This is a genomic window from Ramlibacter sp. GS1-15 (assembly GCF_057785015.1).
Genome location: NZ_JBYNTU010000001.1, coordinates 1,464,776 through 1,489,414 on the forward strand (window position 1 = coordinate 1,464,776; position 24,639 = coordinate 1,489,414).

At 66.9% G+C, this 24,639-nt stretch carries 21 protein-coding genes and 3 tRNA genes; 17 read left to right on the forward strand and 7 right to left on the reverse strand.

Going from position 1 to position 24,639, the window contains the following annotated elements; all coding sequences use genetic code 11:
* The first annotated feature begins 10 nt into the window (after positions 1 to 10).
* From tig to AC3EF3_RS07380, 8 genes are all read left to right on the forward strand, one after another.
* On the forward strand, positions 11 to 1,324 hold the full coding sequence (tig, locus tag AC3EF3_RS07345) for a trigger factor (protein ID WP_488531500.1): 1,314 nt from the start codon (positions 11 to 13) through the stop codon (positions 1,322 to 1,324).
* A gap of 121 nt (positions 1,325 to 1,445) precedes the next feature.
* Positions 1,446 to 2,054 carry an ATP-dependent Clp endopeptidase proteolytic subunit ClpP gene (clpP, locus tag AC3EF3_RS07350; protein WP_488531501.1) on the forward strand — a complete coding sequence of 203 codons (609 nt, stop codon included), beginning with the start codon at positions 1,446 to 1,448 and terminating at the stop codon, positions 2,052 to 2,054.
* A 116-nt stretch (positions 2,055 to 2,170) separates the two neighbouring features.
* Complete coding sequence (gene clpX, locus AC3EF3_RS07355; RefSeq protein ID WP_488531502.1) at positions 2,171 to 3,436, forward strand: ATP-dependent Clp protease ATP-binding subunit ClpX; 1,266 nt, start codon at positions 2,171 to 2,173, stop codon at positions 3,434 to 3,436.
* Between the two features lie 65 nt (positions 3,437 to 3,501).
* Positions 3,502 to 5,928, forward strand: a complete 2,427-nt coding sequence (lon, locus tag AC3EF3_RS07360) for an endopeptidase La (protein WP_488531503.1) — start codon at positions 3,502 to 3,504, stop codon at positions 5,926 to 5,928.
* 47 nt (positions 5,929 to 5,975) lie between these two features.
* A tRNA-Gly gene (locus tag AC3EF3_RS07365) sits at positions 5,976 to 6,051 on the forward strand.
* Between the two features lie 48 nt (positions 6,052 to 6,099).
* Positions 6,100 to 6,173: transfer RNA gene (locus AC3EF3_RS07370), tRNA-Cys, on the forward strand.
* A 37-nt stretch (positions 6,174 to 6,210) separates the two neighbouring features.
* Positions 6,211 to 6,303: transfer RNA gene (locus tag AC3EF3_RS07375), tRNA-Leu, on the forward strand.
* Between the two features lie 18 nt (positions 6,304 to 6,321).
* Positions 6,322 to 6,951, forward strand: coding sequence for a DUF6806 family protein (locus AC3EF3_RS07380; protein ID WP_488531504.1), 630 nt, complete (start codon positions 6,322 to 6,324; stop codon positions 6,949 to 6,951).
* On the opposite strand, the gene murI is transcribed toward AC3EF3_RS07380, so the two are convergent.
* Together murI and AC3EF3_RS07390 are read right to left on the reverse strand one after the other, a co-directional pair.
* Entirely contained in the window at positions 6,948 to 7,601 is a 654-nt protein-coding gene (gene murI / locus AC3EF3_RS07385) for a glutamate racemase (protein WP_488531505.1), read from the reverse strand. The genes AC3EF3_RS07380 and murI overlap by 4 nt on opposite strands.
* A complete protein-coding gene (locus AC3EF3_RS07390; protein WP_488531506.1) occupies positions 7,598 to 9,139 on the reverse strand; it encodes a fumarate hydratase in 1,542 nt (513 codons plus the stop codon). Before AC3EF3_RS07390 ends, murI begins: the two co-directional genes overlap by 4 nt.
* Positions 9,140 to 9,364: 225 nt before the next feature.
* Here AC3EF3_RS07390 and AC3EF3_RS07395 point away from each other — a divergent pair, with 225 nt between their 5' ends.
* Complete coding sequence (locus tag AC3EF3_RS07395) at positions 9,365 to 11,143, forward strand: sensor histidine kinase (protein WP_488531507.1); 1,779 nt, start codon at positions 9,365 to 9,367, stop codon at positions 11,141 to 11,143.
* An 83-nt stretch (positions 11,144 to 11,226) separates the two neighbouring features.
* On the opposite strand, the gene AC3EF3_RS07400 is transcribed toward AC3EF3_RS07395, so the two are convergent.
* The gene (locus AC3EF3_RS07400; RefSeq protein WP_488531508.1) at positions 11,227 to 11,430 is read right to left on the reverse strand and encodes a hypothetical protein; all 204 of its coding nucleotides are present in this window, start codon (positions 11,428 to 11,430) and stop codon (positions 11,227 to 11,229) included.
* A gap of 127 nt (positions 11,431 to 11,557) precedes the next feature.
* On the opposite strand from AC3EF3_RS07400, the gene fumC reads away from it, so the two are divergent.
* Both fumC and acs read left to right on the forward strand, forming a co-directional pair.
* Positions 11,558 to 12,937 (forward strand): class II fumarate hydratase, encoded by a 1,380-nt coding sequence (gene fumC, locus AC3EF3_RS07405; protein ID WP_488531509.1) that lies wholly within the window; start codon positions 11,558 to 11,560, stop codon positions 12,935 to 12,937.
* A gap of 84 nt (positions 12,938 to 13,021) precedes the next feature.
* Positions 13,022 to 15,007 carry an acetate--CoA ligase gene (acs, locus tag AC3EF3_RS07410; protein ID WP_488531510.1) on the forward strand — a complete coding sequence of 662 codons (1,986 nt, stop codon included), beginning with the start codon at positions 13,022 to 13,024 and terminating at the stop codon, positions 15,005 to 15,007.
* 63 nt (positions 15,008 to 15,070) lie between these two features.
* Here the strand turns inward: acs and AC3EF3_RS07415 are convergent, their stop codons facing one another.
* Positions 15,071 to 15,376, reverse strand: a complete 306-nt coding sequence (locus AC3EF3_RS07415; protein ID WP_488531511.1) for a c-type cytochrome — start codon at positions 15,374 to 15,376, stop codon at positions 15,071 to 15,073.
* Between the two features lie 84 nt (positions 15,377 to 15,460).
* Between AC3EF3_RS07415 and AC3EF3_RS07420 the strand changes: the two genes are divergently transcribed.
* Complete coding sequence (locus AC3EF3_RS07420; RefSeq protein ID WP_488531512.1) at positions 15,461 to 15,700, forward strand: TIGR04438 family Trp-rich protein; 240 nt, start codon at positions 15,461 to 15,463, stop codon at positions 15,698 to 15,700.
* A gap of 1 nt (position 15,701) precedes the next feature.
* On the opposite strand, the gene AC3EF3_RS07425 is transcribed toward AC3EF3_RS07420, so the two are convergent.
* Positions 15,702 to 17,444 (reverse strand): sensor histidine kinase, encoded by a 1,743-nt coding sequence (locus AC3EF3_RS07425; protein WP_488531513.1) that lies wholly within the window; start codon positions 17,442 to 17,444, stop codon positions 15,702 to 15,704.
* 5 nt (positions 17,445 to 17,449) lie between these two features.
* A complete protein-coding gene (gene ilvD, locus AC3EF3_RS07430) occupies positions 17,450 to 19,144 on the reverse strand; it encodes a dihydroxy-acid dehydratase (RefSeq protein WP_488531514.1) in 1,695 nt (564 codons plus the stop codon).
* 70 nt (positions 19,145 to 19,214) lie between these two features.
* Between ilvD and AC3EF3_RS07435 the strand changes: the two genes are divergently transcribed.
* Together AC3EF3_RS07435 and lgt are read left to right on the forward strand one after the other, a co-directional pair.
* A complete protein-coding gene (locus tag AC3EF3_RS07435) occupies positions 19,215 to 20,111 on the forward strand; it encodes a LysR family transcriptional regulator (protein WP_488531515.1) in 897 nt (298 codons plus the stop codon).
* Between the two features lie 38 nt (positions 20,112 to 20,149).
* Positions 20,150 to 20,986, forward strand: coding sequence for a prolipoprotein diacylglyceryl transferase (lgt, locus tag AC3EF3_RS07440; protein ID WP_488531516.1), 837 nt, complete (start codon positions 20,150 to 20,152; stop codon positions 20,984 to 20,986).
* Here the strand turns inward: lgt and AC3EF3_RS07445 are convergent.
* Positions 20,973 to 21,305, reverse strand: a complete 333-nt coding sequence (locus AC3EF3_RS07445; RefSeq protein ID WP_488531517.1) for a hypothetical protein — start codon at positions 21,303 to 21,305, stop codon at positions 20,973 to 20,975. The genes lgt and AC3EF3_RS07445 overlap by 14 nt on opposite strands.
* A gap of 165 nt (positions 21,306 to 21,470) precedes the next feature.
* Here AC3EF3_RS07445 and AC3EF3_RS07450 point away from each other — a divergent pair, with 165 nt between their 5' ends.
* From AC3EF3_RS07450 to dctP, 3 genes are all read left to right on the forward strand, one after another.
* Positions 21,471 to 22,154, forward strand: a complete 684-nt coding sequence (locus tag AC3EF3_RS07450) for a GntR family transcriptional regulator (RefSeq protein ID WP_488531518.1) — start codon at positions 21,471 to 21,473, stop codon at positions 22,152 to 22,154.
* On the forward strand, positions 22,151 to 23,512 hold the full coding sequence (locus AC3EF3_RS07455; RefSeq protein ID WP_488531519.1) for a malonyl-CoA decarboxylase: 1,362 nt from the start codon (positions 22,151 to 22,153) through the stop codon (positions 23,510 to 23,512). Before AC3EF3_RS07450 ends, AC3EF3_RS07455 begins: the two co-directional genes overlap by 4 nt.
* A gap of 84 nt (positions 23,513 to 23,596) precedes the next feature.
* Positions 23,597 to 24,616: a TRAP transporter substrate-binding protein DctP gene (gene dctP, locus AC3EF3_RS07460; protein ID WP_488531520.1), complete on the forward strand. Its 1,020-nt coding sequence runs from the start codon at positions 23,597 to 23,599 to the stop codon at positions 24,614 to 24,616.
* The last annotated feature ends 23 nt before the right edge of the window (positions 24,617 to 24,639 follow it).

Consider the following 24,639-nt stretch of genomic DNA (forward strand, 5'->3'; position numbering starts at 1 on the left):
AGGACGACATATGGCCGTGACCGTTGAAACCCTCGAAAAGCTGGAGCGCAAGATCACCCTGACGCTGCCGGCGGACGCGATCCGTTCGGAAGTCGACAGCCGCCTGAAGCGCCTGGCGCGCACCGTGAAGATGGACGGCTTCCGCCCCGGCAAGGTGCCGCTGAACGTGGTGGCCCAGCGTTACGGCTACTCCGTGCAGTACGAGGTGATGAATGACAAGGTGGGCGAGGCATTCGCGCAAGCCGCGAACGAAGCCAAGCTGCGTGTCGCGGGCCAGCCGCGCATCACCGAGAAAGAGGGCGCCCCCGAGGGCCAGCTCGCGTTCGACGCGGTCTTCGAGGTGTTCCCGGAAGTGAAGATCGGGGACCTCGAATCCGCGGAAGTCGAGAAGCTCGACGCGGAAGTGACCGACTCCGCGATCGACAAGACCGTGGACATCCTGCGCAAGCAGCGCCGCACGTTCGCGCAGCGTCCGCACGATGCGCCTGCGCAGGACGGCGACCGTGTCACCGTGGACTTCGAGGGCAAGATCGACGGCGAGCCCTTCCAGGGCGGCAAGGCCGAGGACTTCCAGTTCATCGTCGGCGAAGGCCAGATGCTCAAGGAGTTCGAGGATGCCGTGCGCGGCATGAAGACCGGCGAGAGCAAGACCTTCCCGCTCGCCTTCCCGGCGGACTACCACGGCAAGGACGTGGCCGGCAAGCAGGCCGACTTCCTGGTCACCGTGAAGAAGATCGAGGTGGCGAACCTGCCCGAAGTGAACGAGGCGTTCGCCAAGTCGCTCGGCATCGCCGACGGCACGGTGGAAGCGCTGCGCGCCGACATCAAGAAGAACCTCGAGCGCGAAGTGAAATTCCGCTTGCTCGCGCGCAACAAGAATGCCGTGATGGATGCCCTGGTCGCGAAGGCCGAACTCGACCTGCCGAAGTCGAGCGTGCAGGCCGAGATCGACCGCATGATCGAGCAGGCCCGCGCCGACCTGAAGCAGCGCGGCATCAAGGACGCCGACAAGGCGCCGATTCCCGGCGACATGTTCCGGCCGCAGGCCGAGCGCCGGGTGCGCCTGGGCCTGGTGGTGGCCGAGCTCGTGCGGTCGAACAACTTGCAGGCCAAGCCCGAGCAGATCAAGCAGCACGTGGAAGAGCTTGCCGCCAGCTACGAGAAGCCGGCCGAAGTCGTGCGCTGGTATTACAGCGACCCGCGCCGCCTGGGCGAAGTCGAGGCGATCGTCATCGAGAACAATGTCACGGACTTCGTGCTGTCGAAGGCGAAGGTCGTCCAGAAGCAGGTCTCGTTCGACGAGCTGATGCAGCAGCAGGCGTAAGGATGTCATGCCGGGCCGGACCCGGCATCCAGCGTCTTTGGGGGCTTGCGGTTCGGTCCGCAAGCCCCATCTGCTTTTGGCGATACAGTACTCACCAAAGATTTCCGGAGCCACTTCCCCCATGAGCGCACTCGAAACCCAGGCCCTCGGGCTGGTGCCGATCGTCATCGAGCAATCCGGCCGCGGCGAGCGGTCCTACGACATCTATTCGCGCCTGCTGCGCGAGCGCATCATCTTCCTGGTCGGGCCGGTGAACGACCAGACGGCCAACCTCGTCGTGGCGCAGCTGCTGTTCCTCGAGAGCGAGAACCCGGACAAGGACGTGTTCCTGTACATCAACTCGCCGGGCGGCAGCGTCAGCGCCGGCATGGCGATCTACGACACGATGAACTTCATCAAGCCCGACGTGTCCACGCTGTGCACCGGCATGGCGGCAAGCATGGGCGCGTTCCTGCTGGCCGCGGGTGCGAAGGGCAAGCGCGTCGCGCTGCCCAACTCGAAGATCATGATCCACCAGGTCCTGGGCGGCGCCCAGGGCCAGGCGACGGACATCGAGATCCACGCCAAGGACATCCTGAAGACCAAGGCCGTGATGAACCGCATCCTCGCGGAGAAGACCGGCCAGCCGATCGAGAAGGTCGAGCGCGACACGGAGCGTGACTATTTCCTCGATGCCGAGGAAGCGAAGGCCTACGGCCTCGTCGACAACGTCATCGCCCACCGTCCCTGACACCATAGAGCCTTGACCGCCCGCGGGCGGTTGCAGCGCAGCAACGGCGCCTCCCGCCCCCGCGGGTGGTGCCTGAGGCTTTTCGCTATCATTGACGACAGCTAACCGGGAACCCCATGGCCGACAAGAAAGGCTCTTCCAGCGAGAAAACGCTTTACTGCTCGTTCTGCGGCAAGAGCCAGCACGAGGTGAAGAAGCTCATTGCCGGCCCTTCGGTCTTCATCTGCGACGAGTGCATCGATCTTTGCAACGAGATCATCCGCGACGAACTGCCCACCGGCGAGGAGAACCGTGAAGCGCGCGGCGACCTGCCGACGCCTTCCGAGATCAAGTCCAACCTGGACAACTACGTGATCGGGCAGGAGGCCGCCAAGCGCAGCCTCGCCGTCGCGGTCTACAACCACTACAAGCGCCTGCGCCACAAGGACAAGGCCAAGAAGGACGACGTCGAGCTCGCCAAGACGAACATCCTGCTGATCGGCCCCACCGGCTCGGGCAAGACGCTGCTGGCGCAAACGCTCGCGCGCATGCTCGACGTGCCCTTCGTCATGGCCGATGCGACGACGCTCACGGAAGCCGGCTATGTCGGCGAGGACGTCGAGAACATCATCCAGAAGCTGCTGCAGAACTGCAATTACGAAGTGGAGCGGGCGCAGCGCGGCATCGTCTACATCGACGAGATCGACAAGATCTCGCGCAAGAGCGACAACCCCTCGATCACCCGCGACGTGTCGGGCGAGGGCGTGCAGCAGGCGCTGCTGAAGCTGATCGAAGGCACGATGGCCAGCGTGCCGCCGCAGGGCGGGCGCAAGCACCCGAACCAGGATTTCCTGCAGATCGACACGACCAACATCCTGTTCATCTGCGGCGGTGCGTTCGCGGGCCTGGAGAAGGTCATCGAGCAGCGCACCGAGTCCTCGGGCATCGGCTTCGGCGCCACGGTGCGCACGAAGAAGGAACGCAGCCTCACGGACGTGTTCCGCGAGGTCGAGCCGGAAGACCTGATCAAGTTCGGCCTCATCCCCGAACTCGTCGGCCGCATGCCCGTGGTCGCGACGCTCTCCGAGCTGTCCGAGGACGCGCTGGTGCAGATCCTGACCGAGCCGAAGAACGCGCTGGTCAAGCAGTACGGCAAGCTGCTGTCGATGGAAGGCGTGGACCTCGAGATCCGCCCGAACGCGCTGCGCGCCATCGCCCGCAAGGCGCTCGCCCGCAAGACCGGCGCGCGCGGCCTGCGCTCGATCCTGGAGCAGGCGCTCATCGACACGATGTTCGAGCTTCCGAACACCGCCAACGTGGACAAGGTCGTCGTGGACGAGTCCACGATCGAGGAGAGCAAGCCCCCGCTGCTGGTCTACCGCGAGGCAGCCAAGAAGGCATGACGCCATCCCGGGTTGAAATCGACCCGGCGCAGTCCATATTGGGCTGATAGAACACAAGGAGTCCCATGTCCGGACATACCCCCCTGCCCACCGATCCCATCCAGCTGCCCCTGTTGCCGCTGCGTGACGTGGTGGTCTTCCCCCATATGGTCATCCCGCTGTTCGTGGGACGGCCCAAGAGCATCAAGGCGCTCGAGGCGGCGATGGAAGCCGAGCGGCGCATCATGCTCGTCGCCCAGAAGACCGCGGCGAAGGACGAGCCGTCGACCAGCGACATGTTCGAGGTCGGCTGCGTCTCCACCATCCTGCAGATGCTGAAGCTGCCCGACGGCACGGTGAAGGTGCTCGTCGAAGGCCAGCAGCGGGCCCGCGTCACCAAGATCGCCGAGGGCGAGTCGCACTTCGTCGCCACCGTCACGCCGCTGGATGCCTCGGCCGAGGATGCCAAGTCGGCGGAGATCGAGGCGCTGCGCCGCGCGGTGATGCAGCAGTTCGACCAGTACGTCAAGCTCAACAAGAAGATCCCGCCGGAGATCCTCACGTCGATCTCCAGCATCGACGACCCGGGGCGCCTGGCGGACACCATCGCCGCCCACCTGCCGCTCAAGCTCGATAACAAGCAGGTCGTGCTCGACCTCGCGGGAGTGAAGGAGCGCCTGGAGAACCTGTTCGAGCAGATCGAGCGCGAGGTCGACATCCTCAACGTCGACAAGAAGATCCGCGGGCGCGTGAAGCGCCAGATGGAGAAGAACCAGCGCGACTTCTACCTGAACGAGCAGGTCAAGGCGATCCAGAAGGAACTCGGCGAAGGCGAGGAAGGCGCCGACATCGAGGAGATCGAGAAGAAGATCAAGGCCGCCAAGATGCCCAAGGAGGCCAAGAAGAAGGCCGACGCGGAACTCAAGAAGCTCAAGCTGATGTCGCCCATGTCCGCCGAGGCGACCGTGGTGCGCAACTACATCGAGGTGCTCACCTCGCTGCCCTGGAGCAAGCGGACCAAGATCAAGCACGACCTCTCGCATGCCGAGGACGTGCTGAACGAAGACCACCACGGCCTCGAGAAGGTCAAGGACCGCATCCTCGAGTACCTCGCGGTGCAGCAGCGCGTGGACAAGGTGAAGGCGCCCATCCTGTGCCTGGTCGGCCCGCCCGGCGTGGGCAAGACGTCGCTCGGCCAGTCGATCGCGAAGGCCACGGGCCGCAAGTACGTGCGGATGGCGCTGGGTGGCATGCGCGACGAGGCCGAGATCCGCGGCCACCGCCGCACTTACATCGGCGCGCTGCCGGGCAAGGTGCTGCAGTCGCTGTCGAAGGTCGGCACGCGCAATCCGCTGTTCCTGCTGGACGAGATCGACAAGCTCGGGACCGACTTCCGCGGCGATCCGTCGTCGGCCCTGCTGGAAGTGCTGGACCCCGAGCAGAACCACACCTTCAGCGATCACTACGTCGAGGTCGATTTCGACCTGTCGGACGTGATGTTCGTGGCCACGTCGAACTCGATGAACATCCCGCCGGCCCTGCTGGACCGGATGGAAGTGATCCGCCTGTCCGGTTATACCGAGGACGAGAAGGCCAACATCGCGCGCAAGTACCTGCTGCCCAAGCAGATGAAGAACAACGGCGTGAAGGAAAACGAACTCGAGGTCACCGAGGACGCCATCCGCGACATCATCCGCTACTACACGCGCGAAGCGGGCGTGCGTTCGCTGGAGCGCGACCTGTCGAAGATCTGCCGCAAGGTGGTCAAGGGCCTGCAGCTGAAGAAGATGCAGCCCCAGGTCGTCGTGAACGCGGAGAACCTCAACGACTTCCTCGGCGTGCGCAAGTTCAATTACGGCCGCGCGGAGCAGCAGAACCAGGTCGGCCAGGTGGTGGGCCTCGCGTGGACGGAAGTCGGCGGCGACCTGCTCACGATCGAGGCGGCGCTGATGCCGGGCAAGGGCAACATCCTGCGCACGGGCTCGCTCGGCGACGTGATGAAGGAGTCGGTGGAGGCCGCGCGCACGGTGGTGCGCAGCCGCTCGCGGGTGCTCGGCATCAAGAACGAGATGTTCGACAAGAACGACATCCACATCCACGTGCCCGATGGCGCAACGCCGAAGGACGGCCCCAGCGCCGGCGCTGCCATGACGACGGCCCTGGTGTCGGCGCTGACGGGCATCCCGGTGCGGGCGGACGTGGCGATGACCGGTGAGATCACATTGCGCGGCGAAGTCACCGCGATCGGCGGCCTGAAGGAAAAGCTGCTGGCGGCCCTGCGCGGCGGCATCAAGACGGTGCTGATCCCCGAGGAAAACGCCAAGGACCTGCAGGAGATTCCCGAGAACGTGAAGAACGGGCTCGAGATCGTGCCGGTGAAGTGGATCGACAAGGTGCTCGAGGTGGCACTCGAGCGCGTGCCGACGCCGCTGGCCGACGACGAAGCCGCAACCGCGGCGGCGCCCATCGCGCCGTCCCCGGATGTGGCGAAGCCTCTGTCGGTCAAACACTGAGCCGCGCGGGAACGGCAAAAAACTACGCTATAATTCGAGGCTCAGATGCGGGCATAGCTCAGTTGGTAGAGCGCAACCTTGCCAAGGTTGAGGTCGAGAGTTCGAGACTCTTTGCCCGCTCCAAATCTTCAAAACGGGAAGCTTGGCTTCCCGTTTTGTTATCGGCATACCGGCGCGTTAGCAAAGCGGTTATGCAGCGGATTGCAAATCCGTTTAGCTCGGTTCGACTCCGGGACGCGCCTCCAGGTCTTCCCCTCACCGATGCGCCACAATGAGGCCGGAGCCTCGGTGGTGAAATAGGTAGACACAGCGGACTTAAAATCCGCCGCTTAGCCCTTGGGCGGCGTGCCGGTTCGATTCCGGCCCGAGGTACCAGAAAGGGCGACCCTCTCCATGCCTAGCTACGACAACGCCCCCTTCGAAATCCACGTGCACGGCGACGTGCAGCTGCGTCCTGACGTGACGTATGCCCAGCTGCAGGAGGCGCTCAAGCCGCTGTGGAAATACGCCGGCGCGAAATCGCTCGCCGATGCCGCCACGAGCGCGTACGAGGAGGAGCCCGGCATCAAGTTCGACGCGCCCGAACACGTCCTGCGCATGTGCTGGACGGTGGACGGCGACGAGGATTTCCGCCAGAGCCTCGACGAGATGTGCATGAGCCTCAACGAGCTGTCGGAGCAGGGCGCCGCCATCGAGGTGACGTTCTACGACGCCGAGTTCGACGAGGAGGAAGAGCCGCCCGAAGGCGAGGCGCGCGACGATTTCCTGATGCTGTTCGTCGGCCCGACGCCCGCGGCCATCATGCAGGTGCAACGCGACCTGCTGGTCGAGGACGTGGTGGCCCTGATGGAGCGCCACTTCGACGCGTCGGAGCTGGGCGGCGTGGTCGCGGAGGTCGATCGCCTGTTCTCGCAGCGCTTCGACGCGCTGGTGAGTTCACTCGAAATCGGCAAGCCGCCGCGCGGCAGCGGCGGGCCGGGCGGCGGCCATGGCGGCGGTCGCCGGCCGCGGCATCTTCACTAGCCGGCGAGAAGCTGCGCGACGCGCCGGGCCACGGCGGGGCCGGGTTCGATGAGCGTCACGTCCGGCCCGACCACCGCGCGCAGGAGATCCTCCTCCAGCGCGTAATGCGTGCATCCGAGTACGAGCGTGTCCACTTCGGCGCGCGCGCGGATGGCTTGCCAGTACTGCTCGCACAGCGAACGGATGCGCGTCGCATCACCGCGTTCGATCGCATGCGCCAGGCCGTCGCAGGGCTGCAGGATGAATTCCGCCTGGCCTTCCACGCTGTGCAGCAATGCCGCGAACTTGCTGCTGGCGAGCGTCGCGCGCGTGGCCATCACGCCGACACGGCCGCTCTTCGTCACCAGCGCGGCGGGCTTGAGGGCCGGCTCGATGCCGACGAAGGGGATGGCGGGGAATTCCTCGCGAAGCAGGTGGATCGCCGCCGCGGTGGCGGTGTTGCAGGCGACGACGACCAGCCGCGCATCGTGCCGCTCGACCAGTTCGCGCGTGATCGACAGCGAGCGCTGCGCGACGAACGCTTCGTCGCGTTCGCCGTAGGGCGCGTGCTCGCCGTCGGAGAAGTACGTGAAGGGCTCGCCCGGCAGCTGCGCGCGCAGGGCGCGCAGCACGCTCAGGCCGCCGACGCCGGAATCGAAGACGCCGATCAAGAGGCCGCGACGGCGATGCCCTTGAACTCGCCGGTCGCGATGCGCTGCTGCCACTCGGCGGGACCGGTGATGTGCGCGCTGGTACCGCCGGCATCGACCGCGACCGTCACCGGCATGTCGACCACGTCGAATTCGTAGATCGCTTCCATGCCCAGGTCCGCGAAGCCGACGACCTTGGCTTTCTTGATCGCCTTCGAGACGAGGTAGGCGGCGCCGCCGACGGCCATCAGGTACGCGCTCTTGTGCCTGCGGATCGCCTCGATGGCCACCGGTCCGCGCTCGGCCTTGCCGATCATTGCGATCAGGCCCGTGGAGCTGAGCATCATCTCGGTGAACTTGTCCATGCGGGTCGCGGTGGTGGGACCCGCGGGGCCGACGGCTTCGCCCTTGACCGGATCGACCGGGCCGACGTAGTAGATGACGCGGTTGGTGAAGTCCACCGGCAGCTTCTCGCCCCTGGCCAGCATGTCCTGGATGCGCTTGTGCGCGGCGTCGCGGCCCGTGAGCATCTTGCCGTTCAGCAGCAGCGTGTCGCCCGGCTTCCAGCTCGCGACTTCTTCCTTCGTCAGCGTGTCAAGGTTGACGCGCTTGCTCTTGTCGTAGTCGGGCGCCCATTCGACCTTCGGCCACAGGTCCAGGCTCGGTGCGTCGAGGTACACCGGGCCCGAGCCGTCCATCACGAAATGCGCGTGGCGCGTCGCGGCGCAGTTCGGGATCATGGCCACCGGCTTGCTGGCCGCGTGGGTCGGGTACATCTTGATCTTGATGTCCAGCACGGTGGTGAGGCCGCCCAGGCCCTGCGCGCCGATGCCCAGCGCGTTGACCTTCTCGTACAGTTCCAGTCGCAGTTCCTCGGTCTTGTTCTTCGGTCCGCGCTGCAGCAGCTCGTACATGTCGATGTCGTCCATGAGCGACTCCTTCGCCATGAGCATCGCCTTCTCCGCGGTGCCGCCGATGCCGATGCCCAGCATGCCGGGCGGGCACCAGCCCGCGCCCATGGTCGGCACCGTCTTGAGCACCCAGTCCACCACCGAGTCGCTCGGGTTGAGCATCACGAACTTGCTCTTGTTCTCGCTGCCGCCGCCTTTGGCGGCGACGGTGATGTCGACCGTGTTCCCCGGCACGAGCTCGGTGAAGATCACCGCCGGCGTGTTGTCCTTCGTGTTCTTGCGCTCGAACTGCGGATCGGCCACGACCGAGGCGCGCAGCGTGTTGTCCGGGTGGTTGTAGCCGCGGCGCACGCCTTCGTTGATCGCGTCTTCCAGGCTGCCGGTGAAGCCCTCGAAGCGCACGTCCATGCCGATCTTGAGGAACACGTTCACGATGCCGGTGTCCTGGCAGATCGGGCGGTGGCCCGTCGCGCTCATGCGGCTGTTGGTGAGGATCTGCGCGATCGCGTCCTTGGCCGCGGGGCTTTGCTCCCGCTCGTAGGCCCGGGCCAGGTGCGCGATGTAGTCGGCGGGGTGGTAGTAGGAGATGTACTGGAGGGCGCCGGCGATCGATTCGATCAGGTCGTCGGCTCGGAAGGTCGTCGTCATGGTCTTGCAGGCGGTAGGGAAGGCTTCGGGCCAATTATCCCACCCGCTGCTGAGTACCCGGGACCGCGGCGCAGGGCGGCCCGGATGTTCCCGGTCACGGAATCACGAACTTTGACGCAGCGCATTTACAGGCGCTCACGCGAAAGGCGTCCGTTCGCCGGGTGCAGCCCGACCGGTCTTGAGCAAGCTCAACTCGGCGCCCGGCGGCTGACGCACAGTGACCGCATGCATTCCGCCAACGAGGAGTTCCAGCGCGTGAAGATGCAAGGACACCTGACCCGTCTCGTGATCGCCGCCCTCGCCCCGGCGGCGTTGGCGGCAGCGTTCCTCCTCGGGTATTCCTACCAGCACCAGAAGAAGCTGGTGGAGGAGAACACGCTGGCGACGGCGCGCGCCCTCGTGCAGGCGGTCGACCGCCAGCTCGACGGCGCGACGTACTCGCTGCAGGTGCTCGCGACCTCCCCATACCTGGCGTCCGCCGATCTGGACGCGTTCCACCGGCAGGCGCGCCAGGCCCTGGGCGGCCTGCCGGGCAACAACATCGTCCTGAGCGACCCCGCCGGGCAGCAGTTGCTCAATACCTTGCGCGACTACGGAAGCCCGCTGCCGATGCACGGCAACCTCCCGCAGTTGCACCGCGTGATCGAAACGGGCCGTCCCATGGTTTCCGACCTGTTCGAGGGGCCCGTCGCCGGCCGGCCGCTGATCGCGATCGACGTGCCCGTGCGGCGCGACGGCCGGGTCGCCTACGTGCTGTCGCTCGGCTTCCTCACGGACCAGCTCGGCGAAATCCTGAGGGGACAACACCTGCCCGAAGGCTGGGTCGGCGCGATCTTCGACAGCCAGGGGACGGTGGTCGCGCGCACGCATCGCGCGGACGAGTACGTCGGGAAGAAGGGCGCGCCGGCCCTGGTGCGCAGGATCGCCGAAGAAGACGAGGGGCACGTGGAGACGACCACGCTCGAGGGCATCCCGGTCCAGAGCGTCTTCAGCCGGTCGGCCGTGTCGAGCTGGTCGGTCGCCATCGGCATCCCGCGCGCGATGTTCGCCGCGCAACTTCGCTTCTCGATGCTGTGGCTCGCTTCCGGTACCGCGTTGCTCCTCGTATTGGGCATCGTGCTGGCGAGGCTGCTCGCGAACCGGGTCAGCCGCGACATCCGTGGTTTGATTCCCCCGGCCGCCGCGCTCGCGCGGGGCGAGGAAGTGCAGGTGCCGCAGCTGAACCTGGCTGAAGCCGACGAGGTTGCGCAGGCACTGGTGCGCGCGTCACGCATCGTGCGCGACCGCGAAGAAATCCTGGCCGTCGTGACGCACGACCTGCGCAGCCCCTTGAGCGGGATCGTCACGATGGCGAAGGTGGCCGAACTGCAGGCGCAGAAGCTGCCCCAGGGCGACGGCTTGCGCGATTCCGCCGTGCTGATCGGAGACGTCGCGCGCGACATGTCCGGACTCGTCGATGACCTGCTGGCCGTCACCGTGGCGCAGCGCGGGCAATCGATGCTCCAGATGGCACCGGTTCGCGCCGGCGACGTGCTGGCAAGGGCGGTGAGGGAAGCTCGCCCGCGCTTCGAGCGCGCCGGCATCGCTCTCGAAGTGCAGGCACCGGAGGATCTGCCGCAGGTCCAGGCGGATCCGCAGCGGATCGTGCGCGTGTTCCGCAACCTCCTGGACAACGCCTTGAAATTCACGATGCGACCGGGGCGCGTGGTCGTGGGCGCGCAGGCCCATCCCGCCTGCGTCCGCTTCTTCGTCGCGAACAGCGGGCCGCCCCTGCCGGCCGAGATCATGGACCGCATGTTCCAGGTGTTCTGGCAGGCGCAGGACGACCGCCGGGGCACCGGCCTCGGGCTGTCGATCTGCCGATCGATCGTCGACACGCACGGGGGCCGCATCTGGGCGGAGCGGCAGGACGGCATGCGCGTTCGCATCTGCGTCGAACTGCGCCGTGCGGACACCGAGGGGACCGCCGAGCGCACGCTCCCTTGCGCTGAGGCGATGCGCTAGCGCATGGGACGCGCGCGGAAGCCGAACTGGATCGTGTTGAGACGGTCCCATTCCTGCGCCGTCTCGACATCCAGCCCCGGGCTTCAGCGCTCGACGCCCGGCATCCGCTGCTGCATGTGGCGGATCTCCAGGTGCAGCCCGCGGTGCCAGCGATGCGCTACGGCCCGCAGTTGCTCGGCGAGGAAGGCGTGTTCCGGGCGGTCGCTTCCCGCGTGGAAGACGGCGTAGGCGGTGGCGGAGACGTCCGCCTGCGACCAGCGCACCAGGAACTCGTGAAAGGGCTGCATGGTTTCGCATTAAGCCCCGGATAGCTCATCCGTGGGGCGATCTGCCGAGGCTTGATACCGCCGGGGCACAGGGACCGTGAAAACTGCTACGGTCTGGGCCTGTCCCACTGTCAACAGGGCGCAACACATGAGGATGCGGATCGAGAAGGACACCTTCGGGCCGATCGAGGTGCCCGCCCAGCACCTGTGGGGCGCGCAGACGCAGCGCTCCCTGCAGAACTTCGCGATCTCGGGCGAGCGCCAGCCGAAGGAAATCATCCGGGCGCTGGTACAGGTCAAGCGGTCGTCGGCCGTGGTCAATCACCTGATGGGCCTACTGTCGCAGGACAAGGCCGGGGCGATCATCGCGGCCTGCGACGAAGTGCTGGCCGGCGAGCACGATGACGAGTTCCCGCTGGTCGTGTGGCAGACCGGCTCGGGCACCCAGACCAACATGAACGTCAACGAGGTGCTGGCCAACCGGGCCAGCGAGATCCTCGGCGGCCCGCGCGGTGAAGGGCGCCTGATCCACCCGAACGACGACGTGAACAAGAGCCAGTCGTCCAACGACGTCTTCCCCACGGCGATGCACGTGGCCGCCGTCGAGAGCATCCGCGACCGCTTGATGCCCTCGCTGATGAAGCTCAAGTCCACGCTCGCCGCCAAGTCCGCGGAGTTCAGGGACATCGTCAAGATCGGCCGCACGCACCTGCAGGACGCCACGCCGCTGACACTCGGCCAGGAGTTCTCGGGCTACGTGGCGCAGCTGGAGCAGTGCGACCGCCACCTGCATGGCACGCTGCCGCACCTGTGCGAGCTCGCCCTGGGCGGCACGGCCGTGGGCACCGGGCTCAATGCGCCGCCCGGTTACGCGGAGAAAGTCGCGGCCGAACTCGCGCGCCTCACCGGCCTGCCGTTCGTCAGCGCGCCCAACAAGTTCGAGGTGATGGCCGCGGCCGATGCGCTGGTGCACGCGCACGGCGCGCTCAAGACGCTCGCGGCCAGCATGATGAAGATCGCCAACGACATCCGCTGGCTCGCGAGCGGGCCGCGCAGCGGCCTGGGCGAGATCAGCATCCCGGAGAACGAGCCGGGCTCGTCGATCATGCCGGGCAAGGTGAACCCGACGCAGAGCGAGGCGGTGACCATGCTGTGCTGCCAGGTGTTCGGCAACGACGTCGCGATCAACTTCGGCGGCGCCTCCGGCAACTTCGAGCTGAACGTGTTCCGGCCGATGATCGCGCACAACTTCCTGCAAAGCGTGCGGCTGCTGGCCGACGGCATGGCGAGCTTCAACGACCACTGCGCCGTGGGCATCACGCCCAACCGCGAGCGCATCCAGGAGCTGGTCGATCGTTCCTTGATGCTGGTCACGGCGCTGAACCCGCACATCGGCTACGACAAGGCGGCGCAGATCGCGAAGAAGGCGCACAAGGAAGGCACCAGCCTGCGCGAGGCCGCCATCGCCACCGGCTTCGTCACGCCGGAGCAGTTCGACGAGTGGGTCCGGCCGGAGAAGATGGTGTAGATTTCCCCTGTCGATTCGCGTCAGTCGCCTGTAAGTGGCAAGACTGACATTACGGCCAATTCCATTGCAACGGAGACAAGCCTCATGAGCAACATCGAATCGGTCCTGGTCGAAAACCGCGTCTTTCCCCCGAGCGAGCAGGCGGTCAAGGCGGCGCGAATTTCCGGCATGCCGGCGTACGACGCGCTGTGCAAGGAAGCCGACAAGGATTTCGAAGGCTTCTGGGCGCGGCTGGCCCGCGACAACGTGCAGTGGACCAAGCCGTTCACCAGGACCCTGGACGAATCGAACGCCCCGTTCTACAAGTGGTTCGACGACGGCGAGCTGAACGCGTCCGCCAACTGCCTGGACAAGCACATGGGCACGGCTGTCGAGAACAAGACGGCCATCATCTTCGAGGCCGACGACGGCGCGGTCACCAAGGTCACGTACAAGGAACTGCTCGCAAAGGTGGGCCAGTTCGCCAACGCGCTGAAGGCACAAGGCATCAGGAAGGGCGATCGCGTCATCGTCTACATGCCGATGGGCATCGAGGGCGTGGTGGCGATGCAGGCCTGCGCGCGCATCGGCGCGACGCACAGTGTGGTGTTCGGCGGCTTCTCGGCCAAGGCGCTGAACGAGCGGATCATCGATGCCGGAGCCGTCGCGGTGGTCACGTCCAACTACCAGATGCGCGGCGGCAAGGAGATGCCGCTGAAGGCCATCGTCGACGAGGCGATCGCCATGGGCGGCTGCGACACGCTCAAGTCCGTGCTCGTCTACATGCGCACCGCGACGCCCTGCAACATGGTGGCCGGCCGCGACAACACCTTCGCCGAGGTGCTGCAAGGGCAGGGCACGGAATGCGCGCCGGTGCCCGTGGGCGCGGAGCATCCGCTCTTCATCCTCTACACCTCCGGTTCCACCGGCAAGCCGAAAGGCGTGCAGCATTCCACCGGCGGCTACCTCCTGTGGGCCAAGCTGACGATGGACTGGGTGTTCGACATCAAGCCGCAGGATGTGTTCTGGTGCACGGCCGACATCGGCTGGGTGACGGGCCACACCTACGTCGCTTACGGCCCGCTCGCGGCCGGTGCGACGGAGATCATCTTCGAAGGCATCCCGACCTTTCCGCACGCCGGCCGCTTCTGGCAGATGATCGAGAAACACAAGACCACGGTGTTCTACACGGCCCCGACAGCGATCCGCTCGCTCATCAAGGCGGCGGAGACCGACGACAAGGTGCACCCGAAGAACTGGGACCTGTCGTCCCTGCGCATCCTCGGCACGGTGGGCGAGCCGATCAATCCCGAAGCGTGGATGTGGTACCACAAGAACGTCGGCGGCGAGCGCTGCCCCATCGTCGACACCTTCTGGCAGACCGAAACCGGCGGCCACATGATCACGCCGCTGCCGGGCGCAACGCCCACGGTACCGGGCTCGTGCACGCTGCCGCTGCCGGGCATCATGGCCGCCATCGTCGACGAGACCGGCAAGGACATCCCGAACGGGGCGGGCGGCCTGCTGGTGGTCAAGCGCCCGTGGCCGTCGATGATCCGCACGATCTGGGGCGATCCGGAACGCTACAGGAAGAGCTACTTCCCCGAGGAACTGGGTGGCAAGGTGTACCTCGCGGGCGATGGCGCCGTGCGCGACGCGAAGACCGGGTACTTCCGCATCACGGGGCGCATCGACGACGTGCTGAACGTCTCGGGCCACCGCCTGGGCACGATGGAGATCGAGTCGGCGCTGGTCGCCAAGACCGACATGGTGGCCGAGGCCGCGGTGGTGGGGCGTCCCGACGAGCTGACGGGCGAAGCCGTTGTGGCCTTCGTGGTGCTGAAGCGCCCGCGTCCGACGGGCGATGAGGCCAGGCAGATCGCCAACGAGCTGCGCAACTGGGTCGGCAAGGAGATCGGTCCCATCGCCAAGCCGAAGGACATCCGCTTCGGCGACAACCTGCCCAAGACGCGCAGCGGCAAGATCATGCGCCGCCTGCTGCGTTCCATCGCCAAGGGCGAGGCGATCACGCAGGACACCTCGACGCTGGAAAACCCCGCGATCCTGGAGCAGCTCGCCCAGACCGTTTGATCCGCGCGACGCCGGAAACGACAAAGCCCGCCGAAGCGGGCTTTTGCTTTCCTGGCGTCGGGATTACTTCAGCGACAGCACCCAGGCGGCGAGCTTCTTCGCCTCGGCTTCGTTCACCTGCGGGTTCGCGGGCATCGGCACGGGGCCCCACACGCCGGAGCCGCCCTTCATGATCTTCTGCGCCAGCTTGTCGGCCGCGGTCTTGTCGCCGGCGTACTTGGCGGCGACATCCTTGTAGGCGGGACCGACGAGCTTCTTGTCGACGGCATGGCAGGTCAGGCAGTTTTTCGACTGCGCGAGGTCCAGCTGCGCGAACGCCGGCGACGTGGCGGCGGCGGCAACAGCCAAGGCGAGAAGTGCGCGTTTCATCGGGGTTCCTCTGGTCGTGGGATGGATCAGTTGCGGTACAGTCTTCACAACGCCATTCTAGTGAGTGCGGTTGACGCAAGGATCATGTATCTGCTGGGACTCGGGATCATCCTCTTGGCCATGAAGTACCTGGAGTTCGGCCCCGTGGCCACCTGGAGCTGGTGGGTCGTCCTCGCCCCGTTCGGGCTGGCCGTGGCCTGGTGGACCTGGGCGGACATGTCCGGCTACACCAAGCGCAAGGTGGTCGAGCGGGAGAACGAGAAGCGCCAGGCCCGCATCGACAAGAGCAAGGAACAGCTGGGGATCAAGACGCGCAGGCGCTGAGTCACCCGAGCGGTATCACCAGCGCGAGCCGGGTGCCACCCGGCTTCGAATCCAGCTCGAGCCGGCCCCGCAGCGCAGCCGCGCGTGCCTGCATGTTGGCCAGGCCCTTGCCGCCGCGCTGGCGAGCGGAATCCGCGTCGAATCCCGTTCCGTCATCGCTCAGTTCGATGTGCACGTGCTTCCCGTCGGCGCCGTGCGGGCGCGCTGCAAGCCGCGCGTGGCTCGCCCGCGAATGGGCGACCACGTTGCCGAACGCTTCGTAAAGCAGCATCTGCAGGTGGTGGGCCTCGCGCACACCCCAGCCGGGCGCCGCCGGCAACGGCTCGACCTCCCAGTGCAGTTCGACGCCCGCCACCTGCAGGCGCGGCCCCAGCCGGTGGCGCACCGCGGCGAGCGCGGCCGTGATGTCGCCCTCGGCTTCGTGCATCGCATCCACCGTGATCCGCAGACGGTCCACCGCTTCGCTCAGCTCGCGGGTGAGATCCTGGGCCGTCGCGCGGCCTTTCTGCGCGGAGATCAGCGCCGTGACCAGGTGGCTGCCGAGGCCGTCGTGCAGGTCGCGCACGAGGCGCTGGCGCTCGGCCAGCAGGCTGTCGTTGAGCTGGGCGACCGCGAGACCGTCCTTGCGCATGCGCTCGGCGATCACCCAGGCCATGCTCATCGCGAACCCGACCCAGGCGAAGCGCACCCACGGCACCACGTCGAAGGCGTGACGGGACAGCCGAAGCACGGCGTTGTCGCGGATCGCGCACGCGATGATGAGCAGCACCGCCCCGCAAAGCACGCGTTCCTCCAGCAGCTTGCTGCCCCAGGTCGCGCGGACGACGATCACCGCCATCGCAAGCCCGGCGAGCAGCGAGGCCAGCTGGAACGCGGGCCCGATCCACAGCACGCCGAACGCCAGCCACGCCACGGCGGCGGGCACGGCGAGGACCACGAGCACGTCCATCGCGCGTCCCACGAACCCCTTCTCGCGGCCGACGACGGCCAGCGCGAACTTGCAGAGCAGCGCGGGCGCGGCATGGAACGCGGACGTCACGACGATGCCGGACCACGGCCACGGCACCGGCGTGGTTTCCGTCAGCACCCGCATCGTCTGCAGGGACCACGCGACCTCCCCGAGGCCGTAATAGAGGAACATCCGATCGCGCCGGCGCAGCCACACCACCAGTGCGAGCACACCCAGCACGCCGCTCACGGCGGCAACCACGCGCGAGCCGCTCACCTGCCACAGGCGGTTGGCCGCATACCGCCGGTGGAGCTCGTCGCGCGGGCCGAACACCACGGGCGACAAGCCGGCGCGTCGCGCGATCGACGCGCCCACGGTGATCTCCAGCACGTTCGATGGCTGCAGCAGTGCATCGGGCACGTCGATCAACTGGGGCTGCTGGGTCGTGTCGACGTGGGGATCGGCGGGAAGCTCCCCGAAGCGCGCGAGTTCCCTGCCGTTGAACACGACGCGGTACGTGTTGCCCATGCGCGGGATGTAGAGCGACTGCGGCGGCCCGGGCGCCGCGGCGGGCAACGGCATCGTGAAGCGCGCCTGTCCTTCGACCGCACCTTCGCGCTCGTCCCAGGCGAACGGCAGGGTCGCGGCGGCTGCCGGTTTCTCGCGGCCCGCGACGGTGACGGCCACCCGGGCCTGCTCGATCACGGCGACGTTGCCTTCCGCCGAGTGCGCGGGCAGCCAGGCCCACAGCGCCGCGAGGAACACGGCGAAGGTGACGAGACGAGGGATGCGCAAGGGGATCAGTAGTTGTCCAGCACGGCGCCCTTGCTGGCGCTCGCCGCGTTGAAGGCGAACTTGGCCTGCACGCCCCGGGTGTAGCGCGGGGCGGGGGCCTTCCACCCGGCGCGGCGCCGGGCGATTTCCTCGTCGGGCACGTTCAGCTGCAGCAGCAGTTTGTGCGCGTCGATGGTGACCGAGTCGCCCTCGTTGACGAAGGCGATCGTGCCGCCCGCGGCCGCCTCGGGTGCGACGTGGCCGACCACCATGCCCCAGGTTCCGCCGGAAAACCGCCCGTCGGTGATCAGGCCCACGCTTTCGCCCAGGCCCGCGCCGATCAGCGCGCCCGTGGGCGCCAGCATCTCCGGCATGCCCGGGCCGCCCTTGGGGCCGAGGTAGCGCAGGACCATCACGTCGCCGGCCTTGATCTTGCCGTCCAGGATCGCCTGCAACGCCGATTGCTCGTCGTCGAAGACGCGAGCCGGGCCGGTGATCACCGGGTTCTTCAGGCCCGTGATCTTCGCCACCGCGCCTTCGGGCGAGAGGTTGCCCTTGAGGATCGCGAGATGGCCGTGTTCGTACATCGGCCTGGCGATCGTGCGGATCACGTCCTGGTTCGCGGGCGGCGCATCGGGAATGTCCTTGAGCACTTCCGCGATCGTCTGGCCGGTGATGGTGATGCAGTCGCCGTGCAGCAGGCCGGCGTTCAGCAGGAGCTTCATCACCTGGGGAATGCCGCCCGCGCGGTGCAGGTCCACGGCGAGGTACTTGCCGCTCGGCTTCAGGTCGCAGATGACGGGCGTGCGCTGGCGGATGCGTTCGAAATCGTCGATCGTCCATTCCACGCCCGCCGCATGCGCGATCGCGAGGAAGTGCAGCACCGCATTGGTCGAACCGCCCGTGGCCATGATCACCGCCACCGCGTTCTCGATGGCCTTGCGGGTGACGATGTCGCGCGGCTTGATGTCCTTCTTGATCGCTTCCAGCAGCACCTTGGCCGATTCCCGGGCCGAGTTCATCTTCTCGTCGTGCGGGTTGGCCATCGTGGACGAGTAGGGCAGGGAGATGCCCAGCGCCTCGAAGGCCGAGGACATCGTGTTCGCGGTGTACATGCCGCCGCAGGAGCCCGTGCCGGGAATCGCGTGCTGCTCGATGTCCTTCAGTTCCTGGTCGCTGATCTTGCCCGCGGCGTTCTGGCCCACCGCCTCGAACACGCTGACGATGTTGAGGTCCTCGCCCTTCCACTTGCCGGGCAGGATGGTGCCGCCGTACACGTAGATCGCCGGGACGTTGGCGCGCAACATGCCCATCAGGCCGCCGGGCATGTTCTTGTCGCAGCCGCCCACGACCACCACGCCGTCCATCCACTGGCCCTGCACGCAGGTCTCGATGCAGTCGGAGATCACCTCGCGGCTGACCAGCGAGTACTTCATGCCTTCGGTGCCCATCGCCATGCCGTCGGAAATCGTCGGCGTGCCGAACACCTGCGGGTTGCCGCCGGCTTCGATGATGCCTTGCACGGCGGCGTCGGCCAGCTTCTGCAGCCCGCTGTTGCAGGGCGTGATGGTGCTGTGGCCGTTGGCCACGCCGACCATCGGCTTGCCGAAGTCGGTTTCCTTGTAGCCCATGCCGTAGTACATGGACCGGTTGGGCGCGCGCGACTTGCCCTGCGTGATGTTGTCCGAGCGGAGGTGGATGGGGATGGGTTTCGTGGCCATGCGCAAAGTATGCGCTGCCCCGCTCATTCCTGCCAATCCGATCTGGAGCATCGATTAATATGCAATGAGTATGAGTGATCCGGCCATCGAGCTGCGACTGTGGCGCCAGTTCCTCGCCGTGGCCGAGGAACTCCATTTCGGCCGCGCGGCGCAGCGCCTGCACATGACGCAGCCGCCGCTGACGCAGGCCATCGCGCTGCTCGAGGAGCGGCTGCAGGTCCGTCTTTTCGATCGCACCAAGCGCAGCGTGCGGCCCACGCCGGCCGGCGCCGCGCTGGTGCCGGAAGCGCGCGAGCTGCTGGCGCGTGCGGCCGCATTGCCTGCGCAGGCGCGTGCCGCCGCGAACGGCGAGGTCGGGCGCCTGCGGCTCGCATTCGTTTCGACGGTGGGCTTCTCGCAACTTCCGGGTTGGGTCCGCGCCTTTCGCGCGAAACATCCGCGGGTGCACCTCGAGCTGATCGAAGCCACGGGCGACGTGCAGCTCGAGGCGTTTGCGCACGGCAATGTCGACGCCGGATTCATGATCCACTCGCCCGGCTTCGCTCCCGAGGGGCTGCGTCACCACACGATCGCGCGCGAGCCGCTCGTACTCGCGCTGCCGCAGCATCACGAGCTCGCGCGGGCGGCACGGCCTTCGCTCGACGCGATCCTCGCCGAGCCCATCGTGATGTTCCCCCGCCGCATCGTCCCGTCGCTGCACGACGCCGTGTTCGGCCTGTACCACGCGCATGGCCGCGAGCCGCGGATCGCACAGGAGGCGATCCAGATGCAGACCATCGTGAACCTCGTCTCCGCGGGGCTCGGCATCGCGTGGGTGCCGCAGAGCGTGCGCCAGTTCCAGCGGCCGGGCGTCGTCTACCGCCAATTGGGCGGCAGGAAGGGGGCGCTTGTGCCCGTTTGCGAAACGAGCCTGGTGTGGGCCGCGGGCTCGCCCGTGTTGGAGAGGTTCATGGAATTCATCCAGTGACGTCTGAAGAGCAGCAGGGTTGCTTCACAATAGGCCCCATGCCCTTGATGTACCCGCACATCGATCCGGTCGCGGTCCGCCTCGGCCCGATCGCCATCCACTGGTACGGCATCACGTACCTGGCGGCGTTCGCGCTGTTCATGTTTCTGGCGTCGCGCCGGCTGAAGCACGAGCCCTACGCGTCCTCGCCCGGCTGGTCGCGCAAGGACATCGAGGACATGCTGTTCCTCGGCGTTCTGGGCGTGGTGGTCGGCGGTCGATTGGGCTATTGCCTATTCTACAAGCCCGCGTATTACGCGGCGCACCCGCTCGAGGTCTTCTATGTCTGGCTCGGCGGCATGAGCTTCCACGGCGGCATGCTCGGCGTGATCGCCTCGCAATGGTGGTACGCGCGCTCGCGCGGCAAGCCCTTCTGGCAGGTGATGGATTTCATCGCGCCTTGTGTTCCGCCGGGCCTGGCCGCCGGGCGCGTGGGCAACTTCATCAACGGCGAACTGTGGGGTCGCGCGGCGCCGCCGGACCTGCCGTGGGCCATGATCTTCCCGCAGAGCGGCTCGATGGTGCCGCGCCATCCGTCGCAGGTCTACCAGTTCCTGCTCGAGGGCCTGTTGCTCTTCGTGGTGCTGTGGCTGTTCGCCCGCAAGCCGCGGCCTGAAGCGCAGGTCTCCGCGGCTTTCCTCATCGGCTACGGCATCCTGCGCTTCGTCGCCGAGTTCTTCCGCGAGCCCGACGCGCACCTCGAATGGTTGAAGGACGCGACCGGGCTGTCCATGGGCCAATGGCTGTGCATTCCCATGATCCTGGCGGGCATCCTGCTGTGGGTCTGGTCGGTTCGCCGGCAGGTGGCGGCGTCCGCTGCCGTCAGGGCCGGCTAGCGGCCTCCCGAGCGGGGCGCGGCTCGCGGTGCTCGCGCCACCACGCCAGCAGCGACCCGATGTCGCCGCCGAAGCCGTGGCGCAGCAGTGTGTCCCACGCCATGCCGCACATCACACCGTCCCCGAACTCCAGGGCGCGCTGCGACGACGCGGCATCGCAGAGCAGGAAAAGCTGTTCCAGGTCGGGGCGGGGCAAGCCCTCGTAGGCCGCCAGCAGCTGCTCACGGTTGCCCAGGATCTCCAGGTCGGCTTGCGCTGTCGCTTGCTCGCACAAGGCGCAGCAGGCCGTCGCGATCAATGCGATGTGTCGCTTGTTCATGATTCCCTCCGTGCACCCGAAGAATCGGCCTCGGCGGTGCGGAAGTCCTGAAGCGGAGGAAAGTGGCGGTAACAGACGCACCGGGCGAACACAAGTGGGGTTGACGTGGGGGTTTACAGCGCGGTCGGAGCTGCCATAATTTTGCGTAATTACCGGTAATTACGGATGCGCCTGGTCCCCAACTCGCTGCACGACGAAGTCGCCACGCAATTGCGCGAGCGGATCTTCGCGGGTGAGTTGCTGCCGGGCACGTTCCTCGACGAGGCGCGCCTGGCCGCGCAGATGCGCATCTCGCGCACGCCCTTGCGCGAGGCGCTGAAGGTCCTCACGGCCGAAGGGCTGGTGCGGCACGAGCCGCGCCGCGGCTGCTTCGTGAACGAGGTGACGGAGCAGGACCTGGACGAGATCTTTCCCGTGATCGCCTTGCTGGAAGGCCAGTGCGCGCGCGAGGCGGCCGTGCACGCGAGCGACGCCGACCTGCAGGCGCTCGAGGAACTGCACGACAAGTTGCAGCGCCACGCGAAGGCGCGCCGCATCAACGACTACTACGCCGCGAACTTCGCGATCCACGAGGCGATCATTTCGCTGGCCAGCAACCGCTGGCTCGCGCAGGTGATCGGCGACCTGCGCAAGATCGTCAAGCTCGCGCGGTTGCAGCAGCTGCACGCGCCGGGGCGCCTGGACCAGAGCCTGTCGGAGCACCTGGCCGTGTTCGCCGCGCTGAAGGCGCGCGATCCGGACGGCGCCGAGGCCGCGATGCGCACGCACCTCACACGCCAGCGCGACGCCCTGCGCGAACTGTCGCGCAACGGCCGCTCGAAACTCGCGTCGATCAAGGGAACCGCATGAAGGCCACCGACTGGTTCACCACCCGCAACGTGCACGCCGTCGCCGCCATCGGCACGGCCGGGCCACTGAGCGCGCCCGTGCCCACGATCCGGCCGATCAAGGAGCGGCTGAAAGCGACGCTGCGCCGCCACCAGGAGGCGTTGTCGCCGCGTGTCCTGCGGCGCACGCTCACCGAACTGCGGGCCATCGTGGACCCGCAGGTGAGCGAAGTGGAAGGCGGGCGCCGCGCGAAAGGCGTGGCGGCCTGGTACGCGAAGGCCACGCCCGAGGAGCGCCGCGACTGCTGGCTGCTGATGAGCGAGCAGTTCGCGCCCGACCCGAAGAAGATCCGGGCCGTGCGCGAACAGTACGAGGCGGCGCACGGCACGCCGGACGAAGCGCAGGCCGAGATCCGCCTGCGCAAGGCGTTCATCTCGCCGCGCACCCGGCTGCTGCAGCGCTTCGCGGTGTTTCCCGAGGGCATGCGCTTCCTCGTGGACCTGCGGGCCGAGCTGTTGCCCCATCTCAAGAGCGACAAGCGCCTGCTCGCGCTCGATTCGGAACTCGAGAGCCTCTTCTCCACCTGGTTCGACGTCGCCTTCCTCGAACTGCGCCGCATCAGCTGGGATTCGCCCGCGTCGCTGGTCGAAAAGCTGATCAAGTACGAAGCGGTGCATGACATCCGCAGCTGGGCCGACGTGAAGAACCGGCTGGACAGCGACCGGCGCTGCTACGGCTTCTTCCATCCGCGCCTCGACGGCGAGCCGTTGATCTTCGTCGAGGTCGCGCTGATGGACGAGATGGCGGACTCGATCACGCCGCTGCTCGACGAAGGGGCCGCGCCCGCCGACCTCGAGAAGGCGACGACGGCGATTTTCTATTCGATCAGCAACACGCAAGCCGGCCTGCGCGGCGTGAGCTTCGGCGATTCGCTGATCAAGCGCGTGGTCGAAACGCTGAAGGCGGAGTTTCCGCGCCTGAAGACCTTCGCGACGCTGTCGCCGATTCCCGGACTGCGCGCGTGGATGCAGGCCAACGCGCCCGCCGAACTGCTGGCCCAGCTGGACGATCCGTTGACGCTCGGGCCGAAGTCCCCCGTGCGGGCCCAGCTGCTCGCGTGGGCCGCACGCTACCTCGCGCGCGAGATGGCGGACGGCAAGCCGCTCGACGGGGTCGCGCGCTTCCACTTGGGCAACGGCGCGCGCATCGAACGGATCAACTGGGCGGCCGATCCGTCGGCCAAGGGCATCAAGCAATCGTATGGCCTCATGGTGAACTATTTGTATGACGTCAGACGGCTGGACAAGCATCGCGAGATGCTGGCGCAGGGCAGGATGGCCGCGTCGTCCTCCGTCACGGGACTGCTGTCCGATACGTAGTTCACCCATGGGCGGCACGGCGCCCATCCAGATAATTCCAGCTGGACCGTGATGGATGGTTAGATCACAAAGAAGGAGACAGACATGACTCTCACACGACGCGAATTCGTCGCGACGGCCAGCGCGGCCGCCCTGGCAGGCGTCGCCGGCCATGCGCATGCGCAAAGCCGCACGCTTAAGATCTCGCACCAGTTCCCCGGCGGGCAAGGCAGCGACACCGATTTCCGCGACCGCCTGTGCCGCAAGTTCGCGGAAGGCGTCGAGAAGCGCACCAACGGCGCCCTGAAGGCGGCGGTGTATCCGGGCTCTTCGCTCATGAAGGTGAACGCGCAGTTCTCGTCGATGCGCAAGGGCGCGCTCGACATGAGCCTCGTGCCGATCTCGTACTCGGGCGGCGAAGTGCCCGAGCTGAACATCGGCTTGATGCCCGCGCTGGTCCCCAGCTACGAAGCGGGCGCGCAGTGGAAGAACGCCGAGGCCGGCAAGCTGCTGACCAAGGTGCTCGAGGAGAAGGGCGTCGTGATCGTGAGCTGGGTGTGGCAGGCCGGCGGCGTCGCGAGCCGCAACAAGCCGCTGGTCACGCCCGCCGACGCGAAGGGCCTGAAGGTGCGCGGCGGCAGCCGCGAGATGGACATGATGCTCAAGCAGGCGGGCGCCTCGGTGATCTCGTTGCCGTCCAACGAGATCTACGCCGCCATGCAGACCGGCGCGATGGATGCCGCGATGACCTCGAGCACCAGCTTCATCTCGTTCAAGCTCGAAGAGATCGCCAAGCACCTCACCACCGGCCGCGACAAGACCTACTGGTTCATGCTGGAGCCGCTGATGATCTCCAAGGAAATCTTCGATTCGCTGCCCAAGCCGCAGCGCGACGCGATCATGGAAGTCGGCGCCGACATGGAGAAGTTCGGCACCGAAGCCGCCAAGGCCGACGACAAGCTGGTCGCCGAGGTCTACCAGAAGGCGGGCGCGAAGGTCTATGACGTCAACGATTCCGTCCTCAAGCAGTGGCAGGCCATCGCGCGCGACACGGCCTGGAAGGACTACGCCGCCAAGAGCGAAACCTGTGCTGCGCTGCTGAAGGCCGCCCAGAAGCTGACATGAGTCGCCGGGCCGCTCCCAAGACT